General features: G+C 65.7%; 19 protein-coding genes and 1 riboswitch. Of the genes, 15 read left to right on the top strand and 4 right to left on the bottom strand.

Annotated features, from left to right (window positions below; translation table 11 throughout):
- The first annotated feature begins 55 nt into the window (after nucleotides 1-55).
- From PSV00_RS12395 to PSV00_RS12370, 6 genes are read left to right on the top strand one after another with little or no spacing between them, the layout of a single operon-like run.
- Nucleotides 56-2,314 (top strand): adenosylcobalamin-dependent ribonucleoside-diphosphate reductase, encoded by a 2,259-nt coding sequence (locus PSV00_RS12395; RefSeq protein ID WP_300447666.1) that lies wholly within the window; start codon nucleotides 56-58, stop codon nucleotides 2,312-2,314.
- A complete protein-coding gene (locus tag PSV00_RS12390; RefSeq protein WP_300447664.1) occupies nucleotides 2,305-2,829 on the top strand; it encodes an SCP2 sterol-binding domain-containing protein in 525 nt (174 codons plus the stop codon). The genes PSV00_RS12395 and PSV00_RS12390 overlap by 10 nt, the downstream gene beginning before the upstream one ends.
- Entirely contained in the window at nucleotides 2,826-3,839 is a 1,014-nt protein-coding gene (locus tag PSV00_RS12385) for a peptidase U32 family protein (RefSeq protein WP_300447662.1), read from the top strand. Before PSV00_RS12390 ends, PSV00_RS12385 begins: the two co-directional genes overlap by 4 nt.
- Complete coding sequence (locus PSV00_RS12380; protein ID WP_300447660.1) at nucleotides 3,836-4,750, top strand: U32 family peptidase; 915 nt, start codon at nucleotides 3,836-3,838, stop codon at nucleotides 4,748-4,750. The genes PSV00_RS12385 and PSV00_RS12380 overlap by 4 nt, the downstream gene beginning before the upstream one ends.
- The gene (locus PSV00_RS12375; protein WP_300447658.1) at nucleotides 4,747-5,139 is read left to right on the top strand and encodes a chorismate mutase; all 393 of its coding nucleotides are present in this window, start codon (nucleotides 4,747-4,749) and stop codon (nucleotides 5,137-5,139) included. Before PSV00_RS12380 ends, PSV00_RS12375 begins: the two co-directional genes overlap by 4 nt.
- A complete protein-coding gene (locus PSV00_RS12370) occupies nucleotides 5,136-6,320 on the top strand; it encodes an NnrS family protein (protein WP_300447656.1) in 1,185 nt (394 codons plus the stop codon). Before PSV00_RS12375 ends, PSV00_RS12370 begins: the two co-directional genes overlap by 4 nt.
- A 6-nt stretch (nucleotides 6,321-6,326) precedes the next feature.
- Here the strand turns inward: PSV00_RS12370 and modC are convergent, their stop codons facing one another.
- Genes modC through modA form a run of 3 tightly spaced genes read right to left on the bottom strand, consistent with a single transcriptional unit; the run spans nucleotide 6,327 to nucleotide 9,014 of the window.
- Nucleotides 6,327-7,394, bottom strand: a complete 1,068-nt coding sequence (modC, locus tag PSV00_RS12365; RefSeq protein WP_300447654.1) for a molybdenum ABC transporter ATP-binding protein — start codon at nucleotides 7,392-7,394, stop codon at nucleotides 6,327-6,329.
- On the bottom strand, nucleotides 7,391-8,086 hold the full coding sequence (gene modB / locus PSV00_RS12360; protein ID WP_300447652.1) for a molybdate ABC transporter permease subunit: 696 nt from the start codon (nucleotides 8,084-8,086) through the stop codon (nucleotides 7,391-7,393). Before modB ends, modC begins: the two co-directional genes overlap by 4 nt.
- 10 nt (nucleotides 8,087-8,096) lie before the next feature.
- Nucleotides 8,097-9,014 (bottom strand): molybdate ABC transporter substrate-binding protein, encoded by a 918-nt coding sequence (gene modA / locus PSV00_RS12355; protein ID WP_300447650.1) that lies wholly within the window; start codon nucleotides 9,012-9,014, stop codon nucleotides 8,097-8,099.
- 55 nt (nucleotides 9,015-9,069) lie between these two features.
- Nucleotides 9,070-9,204, top strand: a riboswitch (molybdenum cofactor riboswitch).
- Between modA and moaA the strand changes: the two genes are divergently transcribed.
- A complete protein-coding gene (gene moaA, locus PSV00_RS12350; RefSeq protein WP_300447648.1) occupies nucleotides 9,194-10,186 on the top strand; it encodes a GTP 3',8-cyclase MoaA in 993 nt (330 codons plus the stop codon). Its footprint overlaps the riboswitch before it by 11 nt.
- Here the strand turns inward: moaA and PSV00_RS12345 are convergent, their stop codons facing one another.
- Nucleotides 10,187-10,966 (bottom strand): cyclic nucleotide-binding domain-containing protein, encoded by a 780-nt coding sequence (locus PSV00_RS12345; protein ID WP_300447707.1) that lies wholly within the window; start codon nucleotides 10,964-10,966, stop codon nucleotides 10,187-10,189.
- A 303-nt stretch (nucleotides 10,967-11,269) separates the two neighbouring features.
- Here PSV00_RS12345 and PSV00_RS12340 point away from each other — a divergent pair, with 303 nt between their 5' ends.
- The 8 genes from PSV00_RS12340 to PSV00_RS12305 are packed head-to-tail and all read left to right on the top strand — an operon-like array spanning nucleotide 11,270 to nucleotide 23,064.
- On the top strand, nucleotides 11,270-12,610 hold the full coding sequence (locus tag PSV00_RS12340) for a nitrate/nitrite transporter (RefSeq protein ID WP_300447646.1): 1,341 nt from the start codon (nucleotides 11,270-11,272) through the stop codon (nucleotides 12,608-12,610).
- 12 nt (nucleotides 12,611-12,622) lie between these two features.
- On the top strand, nucleotides 12,623-14,017 hold the full coding sequence (locus PSV00_RS12335; protein ID WP_300447644.1) for an MFS transporter: 1,395 nt from the start codon (nucleotides 12,623-12,625) through the stop codon (nucleotides 14,015-14,017).
- 2 nt (nucleotides 14,018-14,019) lie between these two features.
- Nucleotides 14,020-17,763 carry a nitrate reductase subunit alpha gene (locus PSV00_RS12330; protein ID WP_300447642.1) on the top strand — a complete coding sequence of 1,248 codons (3,744 nt, stop codon included), beginning with the start codon at nucleotides 14,020-14,022 and terminating at the stop codon, nucleotides 17,761-17,763.
- Nucleotides 17,760-19,283 carry a nitrate reductase subunit beta gene (narH, locus tag PSV00_RS12325; RefSeq protein WP_300447641.1) on the top strand — a complete coding sequence of 508 codons (1,524 nt, stop codon included), beginning with the start codon at nucleotides 17,760-17,762 and terminating at the stop codon, nucleotides 19,281-19,283. The genes PSV00_RS12330 and narH overlap by 4 nt, the downstream gene beginning before the upstream one ends.
- A 2-nt stretch (nucleotides 19,284-19,285) precedes the next feature.
- The gene (narJ, locus tag PSV00_RS12320; RefSeq protein ID WP_300447639.1) at nucleotides 19,286-19,996 is read left to right on the top strand and encodes a nitrate reductase molybdenum cofactor assembly chaperone; all 711 of its coding nucleotides are present in this window, start codon (nucleotides 19,286-19,288) and stop codon (nucleotides 19,994-19,996) included.
- An 11-nt stretch (nucleotides 19,997-20,007) separates the two neighbouring features.
- Nucleotides 20,008-20,727: a respiratory nitrate reductase subunit gamma gene (gene narI / locus PSV00_RS12315; protein ID WP_300447637.1), complete on the top strand. Its 720-nt coding sequence runs from the start codon at nucleotides 20,008-20,010 to the stop codon at nucleotides 20,725-20,727.
- Nucleotides 20,724-21,836: a peptidylprolyl isomerase gene (locus PSV00_RS12310; protein WP_300447635.1), complete on the top strand. Its 1,113-nt coding sequence runs from the start codon at nucleotides 20,724-20,726 to the stop codon at nucleotides 21,834-21,836. The genes narI and PSV00_RS12310 overlap by 4 nt, the downstream gene beginning before the upstream one ends.
- Nucleotide 21,837: 1 nt before the next feature.
- Entirely contained in the window at nucleotides 21,838-23,064 is a 1,227-nt protein-coding gene (locus PSV00_RS12305; protein ID WP_300447632.1) for a hypothetical protein, read from the top strand.
- The last annotated feature ends 12 nt before the right edge of the window (nucleotides 23,065-23,076 follow it).

Genomic DNA, 23,076 nt, shown 5'->3' with positions numbered 1-23,076 from the left:
CCGCACGCCGCAGGGAATCACCGAGTCTGACCACCGCTTTCAAGGGGAACAGACTATGGCGTTCGACAATCCGCTGGCCGGAGAAATCTGGAGCAGTAAATACCGCTTCAAGCCAATCGACGGCGAGGGCGACAAGACCGTCGAAGCCACCTGGGACCGGGTCGCCACAGCCCTGGCCGAGGCCGAGCCCGCCAAATCACGCGCACGCTGGCGCACCCGGTTTCGGGAGGCCCTGGAAGGTTATCGCTTCCTGCCCGCAGGCCGGATCCTGGCCGGGGCGGGAACCGGCCGGTCGGTGACCCTGTTTAACTGCTTCGTCATGGGCACGGTGCCCGACGATCTGGACGGCATCTTCCAGCACTTGCGCGAAGCGGCCGTGACCATGCAGCAGGGCGGCGGGGTCGGCATGGACTTCTCGACCGTGCGCCCGTCCGGGGCCCCGGTTCGCGGGGTCGGGGCCGAGGCCTCGGGGCCCCTCAGCTTCATGGATGTCTGGGACTCGATGTGCCGCACCATCATGTCCGCGGGCCAGCGGCGCGGGGCGATGATGGGCTGCCTGCGGATCGATCATCCAGACATCGAAGCCTTCATCAATGCCAAACGCGAGGCGACCCGGTTCCGCAATTTCAATCTGTCGGTGCTGGTTCCGGACGCCTTCATGACCGCCCTCGACGCGGGCGCGGACTGGCCCCTGGTCTTCAACGGCGAGGTTCGGCGCAGCGTCCCGGCGGCAGACCTGTGGGACCGGCTGATGCGCGCCACCTTTGACGCGGCCGAACCGGGTGTGATCTTCATCGATCGCGTCAACGCGGCCAACAACCTGGCCCATTGCGAGGTCATCTCCGCCTCCAACCCCTGTGGCGAGCAGATGCTGCCGCCCTACGGGGCCTGCTTGCTGGGGTCGATCAACCTGGCCCGGCTGGTCACCGCCCCGTTCGAAGCCGGCGCGGCCATGGATGAAGCGGAGCTGGGTGCCCTGACCCGCACAGCGGTTCGCATGCTGGACAATGTCATCGACATCTCGCGCTTTCCCCTGCCCGCGCAGGAAACCGAAGCCAAAGCCAAGCGCCGCCTCGGCCTGGGCGTGACCGGACTGGCTGACGCCCTGATCTTCTGTGGGGCACGCTATGGCGAGGCCCAGGCCGTAGCCCTGACTGAACGCTGGCTGGGTGTGATCCGCCGGGAGGCCTATCGGGCCTCGGCTGAACTCGCCGCCGAGAAGGGCCCCTTCCCGCTCTACGACCCGATCATGCTGGAGCAGCCCAATCTGGCCGGGCTGGATCCGGAGACCCGCGAGCTGATCGCCCGCCACGGTCTTCGCAACGGCTGCCTGACCTCGATCGCCCCGACCGGCACGACCTCCCTGCTGGCCGGGAACGTCTCGTCTGGCATCGAGCCGGTGTTCGCCTTCGCCTATAACCGCAAGGTCCTGCAGCCGGACGGCAGCAAGCGCGACGAGGCGGTCGAGGACTATGCCCTGTCCTTTTGGCATCGGCTCAAGGGGGCGGATGCCCCGCTGGAGAGCGCGCCGGGCAATGCCTTCGTCAGCGCCCAGACCCTGACCCCCGAACATCATCTGCGGATGCAGGCGGCGGCCCAGACCCAGATCGACAGTTCGATCTCCAAGACCATCAACTGTCCGGAAGACATTCCTTTCGACGCCTTCTCCCATGTCTATCGCCAGGGCTACCGGATGGGCTGCAAGGGGCTGACCACCTATCGACCCAATGCCATCACGGGCTCGGTGCTCAGCGTCGCGCCGACTACCCCGGCCGCCACAGCGCCGACCGCGCCGGTCCTGACGCCGCGACCGGGCAGGCTGGAGGGCGCGACCTACAAGGTGCGCTGGCCGCTGGACGCTCATGCCGTCTACGTCACCATCAATGACTCCGAGGACGAGGACGGCGGCGAGCGGCGGCCGTTCGAGATCTTCGTCAACTCCAAGAACATGGCCCATTACGCCTGGACCCTGGCCCTGACCCGGATGATTTCCGCTGTGTTCCGGCGCGGCGGCGATGTCTCCTTCGTGGCGGAAGAGCTGAAGGCCGTGTTCGATCCCGGCGGCGGCACCTGGATGGAGGGGCGCTACACACCCTCCCTGCCGGCGGCCATCGGGGCGGTGATCGAACGCCATCTCGGCCTGACGGCCGGCGACGATCCGACAGCGGTCGAACCGACACCGGCAACGGCCCGGGAGACCGTCACGGCAGCCCCCCCCTCCCCCTCTGCCTGCCCCCGCTGCGGAACGCCCGGACTGGTGCGCAAGGAGGGCTGCGACAGTTGTCTCGACTGCGGTTATTCCCGATGCGGGTAGCCCCGGTGCGCCGTCCGCCTACTACCCGGTCGTGGACGGACGTCTTCTATGGGGCCCGGCGACCGGTCGAGCTTCTGTTGACGGCCTCGCTGCGCAGTATCGCCCGTCGCCAGCCCGACGCCTTCGACCGGCTAGGCCCGGTACGTCACGCCACCATCCGCATCAGCCCGGTGGACCTGCCCGTCGCCTTCGAGATGCGACCGGACGGTGAAACCGGTTCGATCCGCGTCGTGCGCCCGACCGACGATCCCGGCGACGCCTCGGCGCGGATCAGCGGTCCACTGCTGACGCTTCTGGCCCTGTTCGACGGACGCGGGGATGCCGATGGAGCCTTCTTTCAGCGCTGCATCGACGTCGACGGCGACACCGCTGCCATCCTGGCCCTGCACAATGCGCTGGAGGCCTCGGAACTGACGATGGCGGACATTCTGGGCCTTCCACGACAGTTCGACCCGCCGCTGCAGACCGTGCTGTCCATCGTCCGGCGCTGGCGCGAACCGGAGGTCCGGGCATGATCGCCGCGTCGGTTCCGCCGCTCGAACTGGTCTGCCCGGCCGGGTCACCGGCCATGCTGAAGGCGGCGGTCGAGGCCGGAGCCGACAGTGTCTATTGCGGCTTCCGCGACGAGACCAATGCGCGCAATTTCCCGGGGCTGAACTTCTCGCCCGAGGAACTGCGAGCCGCGACCGACTGGGCTCATGAACGCGGAGCCCGGGTCCTGCTGGCACTCAACACCTTTGCCCGGGCCGACGCCACCGACCTGTGGCGCGCCTCGGCGGACGCGGCGGCTCTGGCGGGCGTGGATGCCATCATCGCCGCAGACCTGGCCGTGCTGTCGCACATGCACACCCAGCATCCCGACTTGCGCCTGCACCTGTCGGTCCAAGCCGCAGCAGGCACCCCCGAGGCCATTGCCTTCTACGCGCGCGAATACGGAGTGAAGCGCGTCGTCCTGCCGCGGGTTCTCAGCGTCGAGGAGATCAAGGCCCTGTCCCGGGAGATCACCGTCGAAACCGAGGCCTTCGTCTACGGAGGCCTGTGCGTCATGGCCGAGGGTCGCTGTGCCCTGTCGTCCTATGCGTCGGGGCGCTCGCCCAACCTGTCGGGTGTCTGCTCCCCGCCCGAAGCGGTGAGCTTCAGCGATGCCGACGGCGAACGCACCACCCGGCTCTCCGGATTCGCTGTCGACCGTCTGCCGGCGGGCGAGGCCGGCGGCTATCCAACCCTGTGCAAGGGCCGGTTCCGCAGCGGCACGTCAGACGAGGCCGGCTATCTGTTCGAGGATCCGGTCAGCCTGAATGCCATGAGCCTCCTGGCCGGTCTGGCCGGTGCCGGGATCACCGCTGTCAAGATCGAAGGTCGCCAGAGGGGCAGAGCCTATGTGGCGCGCGTCACCGCCGCCTTCCGCGCCGCCATCGACGCGATCGGGCGTGGCGAATCCCCGGCCCCCTATGAATCCCTATTGAACGACCTCGCAGAAGGCGCACGCGAGACGACCGGTGCCTACAGGAAGCGTTGGCGATGAGCGCTCCGATGGAACTGGCCATCGGCCCCCTGCTGTTCAACTGGGGCCCGGAGCGGGTCGAGACTTTCTACGCCCGGATTGCCGACGAGGCCCCTGTCAGGTCCGTCTATCTGGGCGAGGTGGTCTGCGGAAAGCGTCAACCCCTGCTCCAGCACGCCCTGGCGCGGTCGGCAGAACGACTGGAGGACGCCGGCAAGACCGTGATCTGGTCGACGCTGGCCCTGCCGGCCACGCCGAGGGAACGCCGGCTGGCGGTGGATCTGGTCGCCGATCCCGACCATCTGATCGAGGCCGGAGATATGTCGGCGGTCTGGAGCCGGGCCCCCGCCCCCTTCGTCGCCGGGCCGCTGCTGAACGTCTACAGCGCCCCGGCTGCGGCCGAACTGATGCGACTGGGGTGCGTGCGCCTGTGCGCCAATATCGAACTGTCGCTGTCCTCGATCAGCGAGATCGCCCGCGCCTGTCCTGACCTGACCCTGGAGCTGTTCGCCTTCGGCCGATTGCCGCTGGCGCTGTCGAGCCGCTGCGCCCAGGCCAGGATGGAGGGCCTGCACCGGGACGCCTGCCGCTATGTCTGCGACCGTCATCCCGACGGCATGGATGTGGCCACGGTCGAGGGGCAGGACTTCCTCGCCGTAAACGGTTTGCAGACCCTGTCGCACGGATGCCAACTGGTGGACGTATCGGTCGAAACACTGACGAAGGCGGGCATTTCAGCCCTGCGCCTGTCCCCGCATACGCTCGACATGGTCACCGTGGCCGAAGCGTTCCGGCTCTATGCAGATGGGCATATCGCGGCGGACGAACTGGCCCGTCGCGTCGAGGCCTTGGGGCCGCCGGGTCCTCTGGTCAGCGGCTATCTCCATGGTGCCGCCGGGGCCCGCGCGATCGGTGAAAGGTCAGCCGTATGAGTCGTCCGGAATTGTCCGTCCGGCGGGCGCGGATAGACCGGATTGATATCCTTCTAGTGCGACTCATCGCCGCCCGCCAACGTCAGGTCGCGCACATCGCGCACCTCAAATGCGGCCCGGACGGCGTTCGTGATCCGCAGCGGATCGCTGCCATTCTCGAGCGCGTCCGGGGTGCTGCCCGGCGCTTCGGCCTGGACGAGGCGATCGCCATCCCGGTCTGGCGCGAGCTGCTCGAGCGGTCAGCCCTGGCGCAGCAAGCGCTTTTGCGTGGGTCGGACGTCTCGCACAACCCCCTTGACCAAGGCGATGAAGCGACAGGACATCCATCAAGGCCGGGGCCGCTTCGAACGCCTATTCAGGAACGGTCATTTCCACGGAACCCATCATGAGCACAGCCGCCGCCATCCGGGCCTATCGCGGCCCCGCCGTCTTCAGCATCGGCCTTCGACCCTTCTTTCTGTTCTCCGCCCTGTGGTCCGCGATCGCCGCGCCACTCTGGGTTTATGCCTTCCTCAACGGCGGACCGGTGGGACTGGGCTGGCATGTCCATGAAATGCTGTTTGGCTACGCGGGCGGGATCATCGTCGGCTTTCTGCTGACCGCCGTTCCCAATTGGACCGGTCGTCTGCCGGTAGTCGGGCTGCCGCTGGCCCTGCTGTTCAGCCTGTGGCTGGCGGGACGGGCCGCCATGCTGGCCGTGGCGCTGAACGCAGATGTCGCCGCGGCGGCCTGGCCCGCGGCCATCGACAGCCTGTTCCTGTTCGTCATGGCCGCGGTGGTTTGGCGCGAGGTCCTGGCCGGGCGCAACTGGCGCAATTTGCCTGTCGCCATGATGGTCACCGTGCTGGCCCTCGCCAACGCGGGTTTTCACCTCGAGGCCGGTGCCGGCGGCGTCGCCAATCTGTCCACCCGTCTGGGCCTGTCGGTTGTGACCCTGATGATCGCCCTGATCGGCGGTCGCGTGACCCCGAGCTTCACCCGCAACTGGCAGCTCAAGCGCGGCGGCCCGCTACCGGCGGTTACCGGCCGGTTCGACACGATGACCCTGATCGTCACAGCAGCAGGGCTGCTGGCCTGGAGCTTTGCCCCGGCGTATCCGACGGCGGGCATGATCCTGCTGGCGGCCGGGGTGCTGAACCTGATCCGACTGGCCCGGTGGCGTGGCGAGGCGACCCTGGCCGAGCCGCTCGTGGCGATCCTACACCTCGGCTATCTGTGGCTGACTACGGGTCTGGTCCTGCTCGGGCTGGCGGCCGTCGCACCCACCCAGGTTCTGCCCTCGGTGGGGGTCCATGCCCTGACCGCCGGGGCCATAGGGGTGATGACCCTGGCCATCATGACCCGCTCCAGCCGGGGTCATACCGGACGGCCGCTAACCGCCGGAACGGCCGAGGTCCTGATCTATGGTCTGATCAATGCCGCGGCCCTGACCCGCGTGGCGGGCGGCCTGATACCGGTCGCCTACCATCCGCTGCTGATCACCTCCGTCGGGCTCTGGTCCGCAGCCTTCCTGGCCTTCGTCATCAGCTACGCGCCGATCCTGCTGACTCCCAGACTGGGCCGGGGCTGATCGGACTCAGGCGTAGCGCGCCGAGGCGGTGGCCTTGACCAGGGCGATCACCTCACGCCCTGGTTCCAGCGCCAGCTGCTCGCATGCCCGTCGGGTGATCAGGGCCTTCAGTCTCAGCGCCCCTGCCTCAAGGCGAACCAGCACGCCATCCGGGCGGGCCTCCAGCGCGGCGATCCGCATCCGCAGCCGGTTCTGGAAACTGGCCTCGACTGGGTCGGTCAGGGCCAGGGCGACGTCGCGAGCGTCGACGATGACACGCACCCGTTCGCCGGGCACTAGGTCCAGAAGCGGCGACAGAAACGGTGTCCCGGCCAGGTCTATGCGGGTGGCATTTCCCGCAGGATCATGCGTGATTACGCGTCCGTTCAGGATCGACAGGGGCGCGCTCAACCCGGCGGCGGCCTCGGCCTCCGGGCGATCAAAGGCCTCGTCCGGCGGCCCCGCCTCAAGCGTCCGACCGTCTCCGACCAACACCACCCGGTCAGCCAGACGCGCCACCTCGTCAACGGCATGGCTGACATAGAGGATGGGCGGACCGTCCCGGGCCAGCCGATCGAGATACGGCAAAAGATCGCCGCGTCGCGCGCCGTCCAGTCCGGACAGGGGTTCGTCGAGGATCAGCAGGCGCGGCCGGGTTAGCAGGGCCCGTCCGATCGCCACGCGACGCGCCTCGCCGCCCGACAAGGATCCCGGTCGACGTTCGAGCAAACCGTCAAGACCGAGCAGGATCGCCGTCTGATCCAGCGCGGGACTGATGTCGCCCGCCCGGCGCGCGCCGTACAGGAGATTGTCCCGCACTGTCATGTGCGGAAACAGACGCACATCCTGAAACACATAGCCAATGCGCCGCTTCCAGCTCGGGACCGACACACCGGCGTCGCTGTCGAACAGGACGTCCCCAGCGAGGGCTATCCGCCCACGATCAGGCCGGATCAGACCGGCAACCAGTTCAGCCACGGAGGTCTTGCCGGCCCCCGAGCGGCCGAACAGACAGGTGATTTGGTCGTCGGCTGAGAAGTTGACCTCAAGAGAGAAGTCATCGCGGACGATCCGGGCCGAGACTTCCAGCGTCATGCCGTCCTCCCGACCCGACGCGCGGCCGTCCGGGCGACCCATTCCGAGACCAGCAGGGCCCCGATCGACACTCCGACGGAGATCAGCACCAGCCTGAGCGCCGCCGCCTCGCCACCGGGGACCTGGGTCAGGCTGTAGATGGCCAGAGGCAGGGTACGGGTCTCGCCCGGAATGCTGGAGACGAAGGTGATGGTGGCCCCAAACTCGCCCAGCGCCTTGGCAAAGGCCAGCACAGTCCCAGCGGCAATCCCCGGCAGGGCCAGAGGCAGGGTGATGGTCAGGAACCGGATCGCGGGCGCGGCCCCGAGGGTCTCGGCCGCCCGCTCGATCCGGGGGTCGATCAAGTCAAACGAAAGACTGACAGCCCGCACCAGCAGCGGAAACCCCATCACCGCCGCCGCCAGCGCCGCCCCGGTCCAGTGAAAGGCAAACACGATCCCCAACGGCTCCAGCCAGCCGCCGATCGGCCCGCTGCGACCGAACAGCAGCAACAGGGCGTAGCCGGTCACCACCGGCGGCAGGATCAACGGCAGATGAGTCAGGCCCGATAGCAGCGCCTTACCGGGAAAACTGTAGCGCGAGAGCAGATAGGCCAGCGCGATCCCCGGCGGCAGGCTGAACACCGTCGCGGTCAGGGCGACCTTCAACGACAGGCCGATAATCTGCAGTTCTTCAGGACTGAGCGGACTCATGCAGGCGCGCTCAAGACGGTAGCCGGATGAAGCCGAACCGCTGGAACACCGCCTGCCCCTGAGCGCTGGACATCCGATCGAGAAAGGCCTGTGCCGCCCTCGCATCACCACCACCGCGCGCACGTCGAAGCCGCGCGGCCGGATAAACGATCGGCACGTGGCTGGTGGCCGGGAAGGTCGCCATTACCTGAACCCGCGGCTCGGCCCGCGCATCGGTCGCATACACAATACCCAGAGGGGCCTCGCCGCGCGCCACCAGGGCCAGGGCGGCCCGGACACTATCTCCGGGTGCCAGCCGGCTCTCGACAGTCGGCCACAGTCCCAGATGGGTCAGGGCCTGCCGGCCGTAGCGACCGGCCGGAACGCCAGCATCGGCCACGGCCAGTCGGCCATCCCCCAGTCGTCGCTCGAGGGCCGAAGTTGAGGTCAGGTCCATGGATTCGTCGGAGGTGCCGATAGGGGCGATCAGCACCAGGGCGTTCCCCGCGACCCGGCGTCGAGTGCCGGTCTCGAGCAGGCCGCGCGTTTGAAGCCAGTCCATCCACGCCTCATCCGCCGAAATGAACAGATCGGCGGGTGCCCCCTGCTCGATCTGACGGGCCAGCTGGGCGCTACCGGCGTAGGTAGTCCGAACCGTTCGGCCCGTTTGCTGCAGATGGTCGGCGGCCAGAGCATCCAGAACCTCTCTCAGGCTGGCCGCCGCGAACAGGTCGATCGGCGGTGTCTTCCCTGCCCCCTTCGGCGCGCAGGCTGTCAGGACGGACGCGGCGAGCAGCATCAGCCCCTCGCGCCTTGCCAAACCAGTTCCTGCCTGCCTCATCGGTCGAGGTTCCCCATTGGCCAGTCTCCCCGGCCCGCCATCCTTAATGCCTAGCATGATCGGGTCGTCGATCAGTGCAACGGCCATGGGATCGATCTTGATTTTCATCAAGCCCCTACCGAGCCCGCATCAAAGTGAATGGCGGGATGAAGGCCTATGCCTCACGGTGAGTTCGCTCCGAGCGGCCCGGTCTACAGCGCATCACGCCATGGCCCGGTCGCCGGGTCCGCAAGGATCGAGGGCGACGGGAGAAATCCCTTCGCCTCCCGCATTGGAAAGGAGCTTCCATGGCACTCGATGCCGCCCCCGCGGCCGACACCTTCGGGCGTCGGTTTCACTATCTCCGTCTGTCTGTGACTGAGGTCTGCAATTTCAGCTGCACCTACTGCCTGCCGAACGGCTGGAAGAAGAGCGGACCGCTGTCCTTTCTGTCCGTCGATGAAATTCGACGTCTGGTCGCGGGCTTTTCGGACCTCGGGCTCAGCAAGGTCCGTCTGACCGGCGGTGAGCCGACGGTGCGCAAGGACTTCAACGACATCATCAGCACCGTCGCGGCCTCACCCGGCGTCGCCAAGGTCGCCGTAACGACCAATGGCTGGAACCTGGCTCGTCATGTCGCCGACTGGCGCGCTTCGGGCCTCAGCCACATCAACATCAGCATCGACTCGATCGACCCGGAGATATTTCGTCAGATCACCGGGCACGACAAGCTGAACCAGGTCCTGACCGGACTGGACCTGGCCCTTGCCGAGGGCTTCTCCGCCGTGAAGGTCAATGCCGTGCTGTTGCGCCAGACGGCCGAGGCCGGGTTCGAAGCCTGGGCCGACTTCGTGCGGGACCGACCCGTCTCCGTCCGGTTCATCGAACTGATGAAGACCACCGACAATCACGACTATTTCGCCACGCATCATGTGAAGGCTCAGGGCCTGCGCGACTGGCTGGATCGCAATGGCTGGATCGCGGGACCGCGAGCCGTCGATGCCGGTCCGGCCCTCGAATATCGTCACCCTGATTACGCCGGCTCCATCGGTCTGATCGCTCCCTATTCGCCCGGCTTCTGCGACAGCTGCAACCGGTTGCGGGTGACCTCACGCGGCAAGCTGCGCCTGTGCCTGTTCGGTGACGGCGGCGTCGATCTGCGCGACCTACTTCAGGATGACGATGATCGCGACCTTCTGAATGCTCGCATCGTCTCTGGCCTGACCGGCAAGACCTGGAGTCATCAGCTGGCCCAGGGCCTGTCGGGAGATTTGAAGAACCTGGCCCAGCTCGGCGGCTGATCAGCTCGAGACGTAGCCGCAGCTGCGCCCGGTCGCCGAACTCCAGCGCTCGCTCTCGGCCTTGCCGACGACGCCATCTGCAGGGGGCATGTGATTGTCTATCAGCGGCGACGGGCGGGCCAGCCGTTCGAGGGCGTCGGGCCGGTTCAGGGTCACCTCACCACCCCGCACGACCACGCCATACTTGGCCAGGCTGGCGAACGCCCGTGACAGGTTTTCGGGGGTCATGCCCAGCAGCGAAGCCAGAACCCGTTTTTCATGCGGCAACACAATCGTCTCGATCAGGTCCTGGCGAATGCGCTGGGTTACGAGATAGTTCGCCAGCCGCTCGACGCCGCCGCGCAATTTCTGATTCTTCACGGCACGAACCAGACCGCGGTAACAACCGGACAATTCCTGGGCCACGGCGAAGCTGAAGTCGGCATCCTGTCGCATGACCCGACGCAGGGCCTCGCCGGAGAGCATCAGGATCTCGGACCGCTCCAGGGTGCGCGCCGACATCAGGGCGTCGGCATCGAGGACCACCGCAGCGAGGATAAAGGTCGAGACCGGGCGCAACAGCGCCAGCGTGGTCTCCTTCTCCTTCCACGAGCCCTGAAGTTCGACCATGCCGTCCAACAGGACATAGAGAAAGTCGACCGTATCGCCTTCCATCATCAAGGTCGTCCCGGCCGGAAAGCGCTGGAGAAAGGCCCCGCCGGTTACGTCCCGAAATACCTCGGGCGAGGTTTTCGAAAACAGCGGCAGGGCCTTGACCCGATCGAGGTCGGACTCGCGCATGGTCATGATGGACTCCGAATCTGGGTCAGGATGGCTTGGCCTCGCCTGCAGGAATCAGAACGAGAAGCATATGCCCTCCGTTCAGAGTGACCTACCATTTGACCTTTATCAATCGCAATAGAAACCTTAAGCAATCAAGGGCCCAAACAGGGTCTGTTTGCTTACGTTTATCAGTCAAATACACAATATAAAGAGCCTTCTGCAGCCTCGAATTGACAAGGATCAATCTTCGCGCGCTGCACCGGAGATAATGAACATCGCAGACGGGCCGGACGGCGGCCCAGCTCGATGGAGAAGACCGGAATGGTCTCCGTTTCCGAAGCGCCTGCCCCCGGGGCAACATCTGCACTCTGGGTCAGCACATTCGCTTTCACCGCCTGTTTTGCAGTCTGGACGATCTTCTCGATCATCGGGGTCCAGATCAAAGCCGATCTCAGCCTGACCGAGGCCCAGTTCGGCCTTCTGGTCGGCACACCGATCCTGACCGGATCGCTGTCGCGGATCTTCTTGGGTGTCTGGACCGGTCAGTTCGGCGGACGCATCGTCAACCTGATCGTCATGGTCCTGGCTGCTGCGGCGACCTTCCTGCTGTCCTATGCCGAGACCTATGCCCAGTTCCTGGTTGCGGCGCTCGGCGTCGGCCTGGCGGGCGGCGCATTCGCAGTCGGCGTCGCCTATGTGTCAAAATTCTACCCCGCTAACCGGCAGGGTACGGCGCTGGGTATTTTCGGAGCCGGCAATGTCGGGGCGGCCGTAACCAAATTCTCGGCCCCATTCGTCATGCTGGCCTTCGGCTGGGAGGCGGTGGCACAGGTGTGGGCAAGCGTCCTCTTGGTGATCGCGATCCTCGCCTTCCTGCTCACGCAGGATGAGCCGGAAGTCGCCGAGCGCCGTCGCACCGGCGAAAAGCCTGTAACAGCCTGGATGCAGTTGACGCCGCTGAAGGACATCCGCGTCTGGCGTTTCTCGCTCTACTATTTCTTCGTCTTCGGCGGGTTCGTTGCCCTCGCCCTTTGGCTGCCGCACTACCTGACCGGTGCCTACGGCCTCGGGATCGGCGCGGCCGGTATGCTGGCTGTCGCCTATTCGATCCCCGGTTCGCTGTTCCGGGTGTTCGGCGGCTGGCTGTCGGACCGGATCGGTGCACGCAAGGTCATGTATCTGACCTTCGCAATCAGCGCCGCCTGCGCCTTCATCCTCGCCTATCCGGCAACGACCTATGTGGTCGACGGCATTGAAGGGCCGATCCAGTTCAAACTCGCTTTGAGCCTGCCGGCCTTCGTCGCGCTGGTCTTCGTGCTCGGCTTCGCGATGAGCCTGGGCAAGGCCGCAGTCTACAAGCACATCCCCGTCTACTACCCCGACCACGTCGGCTCGGTCGGCGGCCTTGTCGGGATGATTGGTGGCCTCGGCGGCTTCGTCATGCCGATCGCCTTCGGGGCCCTGAACGACCTGACCGGCGTCTGGACCAGCTGCTTCATGTTGCTGTTCCTGCTCGTCTCCGGAGCCCTGCTCTGGATGCACCTGGCCGTGCGCCGGATGGAGCGCCGACGCTCCCCCGACCTCGCGACCCTCCCGGAATTCCCTGAACTGGCCGGCGTCGGACCCGACAAGGCCGCCCTCGCCTCCTCACGCTCGAACTAGAGAAAGACACCCATGTCCCGTCATGTTCTGAACGACTGGCATCCGGAAGATCCCGATTTCTGGGCCTCAACCGGCAAACAGATCGCCGCCCGCAATCTCTGGATTTCGGTGCCCAACCTTCTGCTGGCCTTCTCGGTGTGGATGGTCTGGTCCATGGTTGTGGCCAAGCTCGGGCTGATCGGCTTCAAGTTCGAAACCTCCCAGCTGTTCTGGTTGGCGGCCCTGCCCGCCCTCTCAGGCGCGACGCTGCGCATCTTCTACAGCTTCATGGTGCCGATCTTCGGCGGCCGTCGCTGGACGGCCCTGTCGACGCTGTCGCTGGTCATCCCGGCGGCGGGAATCGGGCTCGCAGTCCAGAACCCCGACACGCCCTACTGGGTGTTCGTTACCCTCGCCCTGCTCTGCGGACTGGGGGGCGGTAATTTTGCCTCGTCCATGTCCAACATCGGGTTCTTCTATCCGAAGGCCGAAAAGGGCAACTCGCTGGCGCTGAACGCCGGCTTTGGCAATCTGGGCGTCAGCGTCATGCAGTTCGCCGTACCGCTGGTGATCACGCTCGGTCTGTTCGCACCCGTCGTCGGTGCCCCCCAGGTCGCCGTCAGCAACGGCGTCGAAAGCCAGATCTGGCTGCAGAACGCCGGCTTCGTCTGGATCCCCTTCCTGCTGGCCTCAGCGGCTGCGGCCTGGTTCGGCATGAACGACATCACCTCGGCCAAGGCCTCCTTCAAGACCCAGTCGGTAATCTTCAAGCGCCAGCACAACTGGCTGATGTGCTACCTCTATATCGGCACCTTCGGCTCCTTCATCGGCTTCTCGGCAGCGTTCCCCCTTCTGGGCAAAACCCTGTTTCCGGACGTCAACATCCTGCAGATCGCCTTCCTCGGCCCCCTGGTCGGCGCGGCCTCGCGGGCCATGACCGGCTGGGTCTCGGATCGCTGGGGCGGCCAGAACGTCACCCAGATCGTCTTCTACGCCCTGATCGCAGGGGTGCTGGGCGTCCTCTACAGCGTCGGTGCCTTCGGGGGCGAGCCGACCTTCAACCTGTTCTTCGCCAGCTTCATCTGGCTGTTCTTCTGGACCGGCGTCGGCAATGCCTCGACGTTCCAGATGATCCCGGCCCTCGTGCGGACTGATATGCCGCGCCTGATGCCTGACGGTTCACCGGAAGAGCGCCGGAAACAGTCGGAACTGGAATCCGCAGCTATCGTCGGCTTTTCTTCGGCCCTCGGTGCCTACGGCGGATTCTTCATCCCGCTGGCCTTTGCCAACTCGATGAAGGCAACGGGCGGCCCCGTTACGGCCCTCTACATCTTCAGCGCCTTCTACGCGACATGCGCGATCGTCAACTGGGTCTACTACGCCCGTCCGCGCTCGATCCTGAATCTCTCCCTCAAAGCGGCAGTCTGATCATGAGCCATACCCTAGATCGCCTCGCCTTCTTCACACGCAAGACCGAGCTGTTCTCGGACAAGCACGGCGTCATGAACGACGATGACCGCAGCTGGGAGGAAGCTTACCGAAACCGCTGGCGCCACGACAAAATCGTGCGCTCGACCCATGGGGTGAACTGCACCGGGTCGTGCTCGTGGAAGATCTACGTCAAGGGCGGGATCGTCACCTGGGAAACCCAGCAGACCGACTATCCCCGCACCCGGCCCGACCTGCCCAACCATGAGCCGCGCGGCTGCGCTCGCGGGGCCAGCTACAGCTGGTATCTGTATTCGGCCAACCGGGTGAAATACCCGCTGATCCGCTCGCGTCTGCTCAAGCACTGGCGCGCGGCGCGGGCCACCCTGCCCCCGGTCGCGGCCTGGGCCTCGATCCAGAATGATCCGGCGGCGCGGGCCGACTACATCAGCATGCGCGGCTCGGGCGGCTTCGTCCGCGCCGAGTGGGACGAGGTCAATGAGATCATCGCCTCGGCCAACGCCTATACCGTGAAGACCTGGGGGCCGGACCGGGTGTTCGGCTTCTCGCCGATCCCGGCCATGTCGATGCTCTCCTATGCCGCCGGGGCCCGTTACCTGCAGCTGATGGGTGGCGTCTGCGGCTCATTCTATGACTGGTACTGCGACCTGCCGCCGGCCTCGCCCCAGACCTGGGGCGAGCAGACCGACGTGCCGGAATCGGCCGACTGGTTCAACTCCGGCTTCCTGCTGCTCTGGGGCTCGAACGTGCCGCAGACGCGCACGCCCGACGCCCATTTCTATACCGAGGCCCGCTATCGCGGGGCCAAGTCGGCGGTGATCTGCCCCGATTATTCCGAGGCCTCGAAATTCGCCGACCTGTGGCTGGCTGTGAAACAGGGAACCGACGCGGCCCTGGGCATGGCCTTCGGCCACGTGATCCTCAAGGAGTTCCACGTCGACCGGCAGGTGCCGTACTTCCGCGACTACCTGCGCCAGTATTCCGACCTGCCCATGCTGGTTCGTCTGGTCCCGCAGGACGGCGGCCTGGTTGCCGAGCGCCAGTTGCGCGCGTCCGACTTCAGCAAGTCCCTGGGCGAGACCAACAATCCGGAATGGAAGACCGTCGCCCTCGACGAGAACACCGGCAAGGTCGTGGTGCCCAACGGCTCCATCGGCTTCCGCTGGGGCGAGGACGGCAAATGGAACCTTGAGGAGAAGGAAACCGGCGGCAAGGAAACCCGCCTGCGCCTTGGCCTGAAGGACGACCACGACGAGGTTGTCGGCGTCCGCTTCCCCTATTTCGCCAACACTGCCACCAACGGCTTCGCCTCCAGCGACCACCCCGACGTCCTCGTCCGCAACGTGCCGGTCAAGCGAATGAAGCTGAAGGACGGCGAGGCCCTGGTGGCCTGCGTCTACGACCTGTTCCTGGCCAACTACGGTGTCGACCAGGGCTTCGGCGGCGATCATATGCCCAAGGACTTCGACGATCCGGAGCCCTATTCGCCCGCCTGGGGCGAGGCCATGACCTCGGTCCCGCGCGACCAGATCATCGCCGTGGCCCGCGGGTTCGCCGGCAATGCCGAAAAGACCAACGGCAAGTCGATGGTCATCATCGGCGCGGCGATGAACCACTGGTTCCACATGGACATGAACTACCGCGCGGTCATCAACATGCTGGTCATGTGCGGCTGCGTCGGTCAGTCCGGCGGCGGCTGGGCCCACTATGTCGGCCAGGAAAAACTGCGGCCGCAATCCGGCTGGGCCCCCGTGGCCTTCAGCCTCGACTGGTACCGTCCGCCGCGCCAGCAGAACTCGACCTCCTTCTTCTACGCCCACACCAACCAGTGGCGCTACGAGACCGTCACGCCCGCCGAAATCCTGTCGCCGACGGCCCCCGCCGGTGACTGGGGTGGCTCGCTGATCGACTTCAACGCCCGCGCCGAACGCATGGGCTGGCTGCCATCCTCACCGGCCCTGAAGACCAATCCCCTCCAGGTCGCCCGTGACGCCATCGAGGCCGGGGTCGATCCGAAGGATTACACGGTCAAGGCGCTGAAGGACCGGTCGCTCGAAATGTCCTGCATGGACCCGGACGACCCGGCCAACTGGCCGCGTAACATGTTCATCTGGCGCTCCAACCTGCTCGGTTCGTCGGGCAAGGGGCACGAGTATTTCCTCAAACACCTGCTGGGTGCGAGCCACGGCGTCCAAGGGGCTGACCTGGGCGAGTCCGGCGGCGTGAAGCCGACCGAGGTGACGTGGCGCGAGGAGGCTCCGGAAGGCAAACTGGACCTGCTGGTCACGCTGGACTTCCGCATGTCGACCACGGCCGTCTATTCCGACATCGTCCTGCCGACGGCCACCTGGTACGAGAAGAACGACCTCAACACCTCGGACATGCACCCGTTCATCCACCCGCTGACGGCGGCCGTGGATCCGGCGTGGGAAGCCCGCAGTGACTGGGACATCTTCCGCGGTCTGGCCAAGACCTTCTCGGAGGTGTGCCCCGAGGTGCTCGGCGTCGAAAAGGACGTCGTCCTCACCCCGATCCAGCACGACAGCCCGGCAGAACTGGCCCAGGCGTCCGAGGTCCACGACTGGTGGAAAGGCGAGTGCGAGCCGATCCCCAACCGCACCATGCCGCAGATCACCATCGTCGAGCGCGACTACCCGAACCTCTACAAGCAGTTCACCTCCATCGGTCCGCTGATGGAAAAGATCGGCAATGGCGGCAAGGGGCTGGCCTGGAACACCGAGCATGAGGTTGAGCTGCTGAGGGCCCTGAACGGCGAGGTCCTCGAAGAGGGCGTTTCCCAGGGCCGGGCCTCGATCCACGACGTGGTCGACGCCTGCGAGGCCGTGCTGATGATGGCCCCGGAAACCAACGGAGAAGTCGCCGTCAAGGCCTGGGCCGCCCTGTCCAAACAGACCGGCATCGACCACACCCATCTGGCCAAACCCAAGGAGGAGGAGAAGATCCGGTTCCGCGACCTCGTCGCCCAGCCGCGCAAGATCATCTCCTCACCGATCTGGTCGGGGCTGGAATCCGAGCACGTCTGCTACACGGCCAACTACACCAATGTGCACGAGCGGATTCCGTGGCGCACTCTGACCGGCCGTCAGCAACTGTACCAGGATCACCTGTGGATGCGGGCGTTCGGGGAAGCACTGTGCGTCTATCGTCCGCCGCTCGATATGAAGACCCTGTCGGTCAAGGGCCTGAAGCCGAACGGTGAGCCCGAAATCGCGCTGAACTTCATCACCCCGCACCAGAAATGGGGGATCCACTCGACCTATTCCGACAACCTGATGATGCTGACCCTTAACCGGGGCGGTCCCGTCATCTGGATTTCGGAAACCGACGCCCGTCGTATCGGTGTGGTCGACAATGACTGGGTCGAACTGTTCAACGCCAACGGGGCCATCACGGCCCGGGCGGTCGTGTCCCAGCGCATCCGTGAAGGCACGACCTTCATGTATCACGCCCAGGAAAAGATCGTGAACACGCCGGGGTCCCAGATCACCGGCCGGCGCGGCGGCATCCACAACTCGGTCACCCGGATCGTGCCCAAGCCGACGCACATGATCGGCGGCTACGCCCAGCTGTCCTACGGCTTCAACTACTACGGAACCGTCGGCTCCAACCGCGATGAGTTCGTGATCATCCGCAAGATGACCAAGGTCGACTGGCTCGACGAGCCGCTCGGCGACTTTTCTCAGGCCAAGGAGCCAGCCCAATGAAGGTCCGCGCCCAGATCGGCATGGTGCTGAACCTCGATAAATGTATCGGCTGTCACACCTGCTCCGTCACCTGCAAGAACGTCTGGACCAGCCGAAAGGGCGTTGAATACGCCTGGTTCAACAACGTCGAGACCAAGCCCGGCATCGGCTATCCCAAGGACTGGGAAAACCAGAAACGCTGGAACGGCGGCTGGCGGCGCAAGAAGAACGGCGACATCGAGCCGCGGATGGGCCCGAAATGGCGCATCCTGGCCAAGATTTTCGCCAACCCGGACCTGCCCGAGATCGACGACTATTACGAGCCGTTCGACTTCGACTACGCTCATCTCCAGACCGCGCCGGAGATGAAGCATTTCCCCACCGCTCGTCCGCGCTCGGCCATCACCGGCCAGCGGATGGAGAAGATCGAATGGGGTCCAAACTGGGAGGAAATCCTTGGCGGCGAGTTCGCAAAGCGGTCCAAGGACTACAATTTCGCCGACATCGAAAAGGAGATGTACGGCGAGTTCGAAAACACCTTCATGATGTACCTGCCCAGGCTGTGTGAGCACTGCCTGAATCCGACCTGCGTCGCGGCCTGTCCCTCAGGCGCGATCTACAAACGGGAAGAAGACGGTATCGTCCTGATCGACCAGGACAAATGCCGTGGCTGGCGCATGTGCGTCTCGGCCTGCCCCTACAAGAAAATCTACTACAACTGGGACTCGGGCAAATCCGAGAAATGCACCTTCTGCTTCCCGCGCATCGAGGTCGGCCAGCCGACCGTCTGTTCCGAAACCTGCGTCGGACGCATCCGCTATCTGGGGGTGCTGCTCTATGACGCCGATCGCATCAGCGAGGCCGCGAGCGTCGACGAGAAAGACCTCTACCAGGCCCAACTCGACGTCTTCCTCGATCCGCACGATCCGGCGGTGATCGCCCAGGCCAGGGCTGACGGCGTGCCCGATGCCTGGATCGAGGGGGCCAAACGCAGCCCGGTCTACAAGATGGCCATGGACTGGAAGATCGCCTTCCCGCTCCACCCCGAATACCGGACCCTGCCGATGGTCTGGTACGTGCCGCCGCTGTCGCCGATCCAGAACGCGGCGGCCGTCGGGGCGCTTGAGATGGACGGCGAAATGCCGGACGTGAACAAGCTGCGCATCCCGGTCAAATACCTCGCCAACCTGTTGACGGCGGGCGTCGAGGCCCCGGTGACGCTGGCGCTTCAGCGGATGCTGGCCATGCGGGCCTACATGCGGGCCAAGACCATCGACGGTCGTATCGACCACACCCTCGCGGCCAAGGTCGGTCTGACCGCGGCGCAGATCGACGACATGTTCAAGATCATGGCCATCGCCGATTACGAGGACCGCTTCGTCATCCCCTCGACCCACCGAGAGACCGCCGAGGACTCCTTCGACATCCGGGGCGGCTGCGGCTTCACCTTCGGCAACGGCTGCTCCGGCGGCCGCACCGAGCTGGGCCTGTTCGGGCCTGACAAGCGCTCACGCGCCAAACCCACAGCAGAGGTGGCTTGATCATGGCCCTGACCTATCGCGCCCTCGCGCTCATGCTCAGCTATCCGACCGCTGAGATCCAGGCCGCCGCCCCCGAGGCCATCGACGCCATCCGCAACGAAGGCCTGGTCCCCGATCCGATCGTCCGGTCGCTGGAGAAACTGGCCGGGATGCTGGAACACGACGATCTCTATGATCTGCAGGAGGGGTTCGTGCAGCTGTTCGACCGCACCCGGTCGCTGTCTCTGAACCTGTACGAACACATCCACGGTGAAAGCCGCGACCGGGGTCAGGCCATGGCCGCCCTGGTCGAGCTCTACGCCTCCTACGGGCTCGAGCTGTCGGCCAAGGAACTGCCGGATCACCTACCGGTCTTCCTGGACTTCCTGTCCACCCTGCCGGACGCTGAAGCGGCCTCCCTGCTTGGTGAAGGGGCCCACGTGCTGGCCGCCCTGACCGAGCGGCTGCACAAGCGGGATAGTCCCTATCGCGCCGTCTTCGGAGCCTTGTCGAATCTGGCCGATGCGGTGCCCGACACCGACGCCGTAGCGGCCCTGATGCAGGAGCCGGACGAGGACCCAGACGACCTCGAGGCGCTCGACAAGTCCTGGGAAGAAACGGCCGTCAGCTTCGGACCTGGAGAGGTCGGCTGTCCGAAGGCCGATTCCATCCTGTCCGCGATGAACGCCGCCCCACCGCCAGAAAAGAGCCGCCGTTCCGGCGCGGCTGCCTGAGGATTTCCGTCATGGACCTGAATTTCATCGCGTTCGGGGTTTACCCCTATGTCGCCATGGCTGTGCTGGCGATCGGATCGGTATTGCGGTTCGACCGTGAGCAATACACCTGGCGCACCGGATCGTCCCAGCTGCTTCGGCGCAAGCAATTGATGCTCGGCTCGGTGCTGTTTCACCTCGGCATCCTGGCTATCTTCGGCGGCCATTTCGTCGGCCTGCTGACGCCGGTCGCCGTATGGGACTTCCTCGGGGTCACCCACAGTTTCAAACAGATGCTGGCCATCGTCGCGGGCGGTGTCGCCGGGGTCTTCTGCCTGGCCGGAGGCCTGCTGCTGCTGCACCGGAGATTGTTTGATCCGCGAATCCGCAACACCTCCAGCTTCGGCGACATCGCCATCCTGGTGATCCTGATGGTGCAGCTGTGCCTGGGACTGGCGACCATACCGCTGTCGCTGGGACACCGGGACGGCTCTGAAATGATCAAATTCATGAGCTGGGCCCAAGGCATTTTCACCTTCAACCCCTACAGCGCCGGCTTCGTTGCCGACGTCAGTTGGGTGTTCAAGACCCACATCACCCTCGGCCTGACTATCCTGCTGGTCTTCCCGTTCACCCGGCTGGTCCACATGTTGTCGGCACCGGTCTGGTACCTCAACCGCCGGGGCTGGCAGCTGGTGCGCAGCAAGCGCCCGATGCCGGTGACCCGCCGTACCGCGGAGCGCATCAAATGAACGCCGTCATCGTTGTCGACGGGGTGGAACTCCCCGAGCGTCTCGTCGCCGAGGAGGCCCAGAACCACCCGGCCGCCACGGCTGAGGCGGCCCGGAACGCGGCCGCTCATGCCCTGGCCATCAAGGCCCTGCTGCTGGATCGGGCGCATCAACTGGGTCTGCAGGCCGAGGCAGAGCTGGACGATGACGGTCGGGAAGAGACGCCGGAAGAAGCCCTCGTCCGCGCCGTTCTCGACGCCGAGATCACGGTCGAGCGCCCCGACGAAAGCGAATGTCGCCGGGTCTATGACGGCGCGCCGGACAGGTTCCGGACACCCCGGCTGACCCAGGCCTCCCACATCCTGTGCGCGCCCAAGGGTGCCGACGACGCCGCCTGGGCCGATGCCCGGGAGATCGCGCTGGCGGCCATTGCCGAACTGGCTGAACATCCGTCGCGGTTCGCGGCCCTGGCGGCCTCACTCTCGGACTGCCCGTCCAAGGGAGTCGGAGGCTCTCTCGGCCAACTCTCGCCCGGGGATCTCGCCCCCGAGGTCGAGGCCGGACTGGACAGGCTCCTGGCCGGCGAGACAGCGACCGAACCGGTCCAGTCCCGCTTCGGCTGGCACATCCTGCGCCTCGACCGGCGGATCGATGGCCAACGGCTGCCGTTCGAACACGTCCAGCCCCAGATCTCCCTCCATCTGGAAAGCCGCGCCTGGACCGCAGCGGCGACCCGCTATGTGTCCGGACTTGCGGCCGAAGCCCGGGAACGCGGCGTGGCGCTCAGCGTCACCATCGACGGCACCGTGTCCAACGGGGCCCTGTCCCTCGGGGACCTCCTGAACGACCAGGCGGCCGTCGCGGCCCGACTCGAGACCTGGCTGGACGAGGCCGATCCGGCCCTGGCCACCCGGGCCCGTGAAGTCGCTGAAGCGGCCGGGATCGGATTCGCGACCTTTGTTCAGCGAGAGATTTCCAACTTTGCCCAGGGTGCCGGCGACGAAAGCTGGACCCGACTGATCTCGGCTGCCCAGGGCTCCGGTGATCCGGCGCTGGCCTGCGTGCGGGCGATCCTGAAATCAAAACTGACGGTGCCGGTGAAGACCTTCACCCTCATCCGGAGAAATTGAGATGAAGACCCTTTCCCGCCCCGCCCTGCTGGCCCTGGCCCTGGCGGCAGCCCCCGCCATGGCCCATGCCCAGACCCCGGCCACCGGCCCCGCAGTCGCCTCGACGCAAGCGGGCGACATCCTGTTCGACAGCCGCCTGCGCTACGAGGGGGTCAGTCAGGACGGGCTTGACGATGCCACGGCCGTAACACTCCGCGCGCGCCTTGGCTGGCAGAGCCCGGACTGGTCAGGGTTCAAACTGCTGGTCGAGGGTGAGGGGGTCGTGGCCCTGGTCGACGACTACAATGACACCATCCACGGTCCGGCCAGTTATCCGGTGGTGGCCGACCCGGAAGGGATTGAACTGAACCGCCTGCAGCTGACCTGGACCGGCCTCCCGGACACCGAGGTCGTCCTGGGCCGCCAGCGCATCATTCTCGGCAACGCCCGCTTCGTCGGCAATGTCGGCTTCCGTCAGAACGAGCAGACGTTCGACGCCGTCAAGGTGACGACCCGCACCCTGAAGCCGATGACGGTGACCTATGTCTGGATCGATCGGGTCCACCGGATCTTCGGGAACGACAGCCCCGTCGGGGAATGGAATTCCGACAGTCACCTGATCAATGTCGAGGCCCCGACTCCGGTCGGAAAGCTGACGGCCTATGGCTATCTGCTCGATTTCTCCAATGCTCCGGCCCAATCCTCGGCGACCTGGGGCGCGCGACTGGAGGGCAGCCACGCCCTGTCTGCCGACTGGTCGGCCCTGTATGCCGTCGACTATGCGCGCCAGTCTGACTACGGCAGCAATCCCGCCAGCTTCGACCTGGACTACGGACTGGTCTCCGCGGGCCTGAAGCGCGGGTCTCTGACAGGCACCCTGGCCGTAGAGCGGATGGACGGCAACGGAACCCGGGCCTTCCAGACCCCGCTGGCGACCCTGCACGCCTTCCAGGGCTGGGCGGATGTGTTCCTGAATACGCCCGGGGACGGGCTGCGCGATGTGTCCGCCACGGTCAGCCATGCCATCGCCCACCCGCCCGTCGGAACCAGCGCCACGCTGACCGCCTCCTGGCACGATATTCGCGACGCCGACGGATCGAGCCGATACGGCCAGGAGCTCGACCTGTCGGGCCGGCTGGTTCTGGACCCGCGTCGGGCCATCGAGATCAAGGCCGCCCGCTTCGACGGTGCCCAGGTCGCCTTCCCCGATCGCACCAAGGTCTGGGTCGCTGCGGAATACCGGTTCTAGATGTCATGGCGG

Origin of the sequence: Brevundimonas sp. (genome assembly GCF_029945885.1) — a bacterium.
Taxonomy (GTDB): Bacteria; Pseudomonadota; Alphaproteobacteria; order Caulobacterales; family Caulobacteraceae; genus Brevundimonas.
This window is presented reverse-complemented; position numbering and strand designations above follow the sequence as displayed.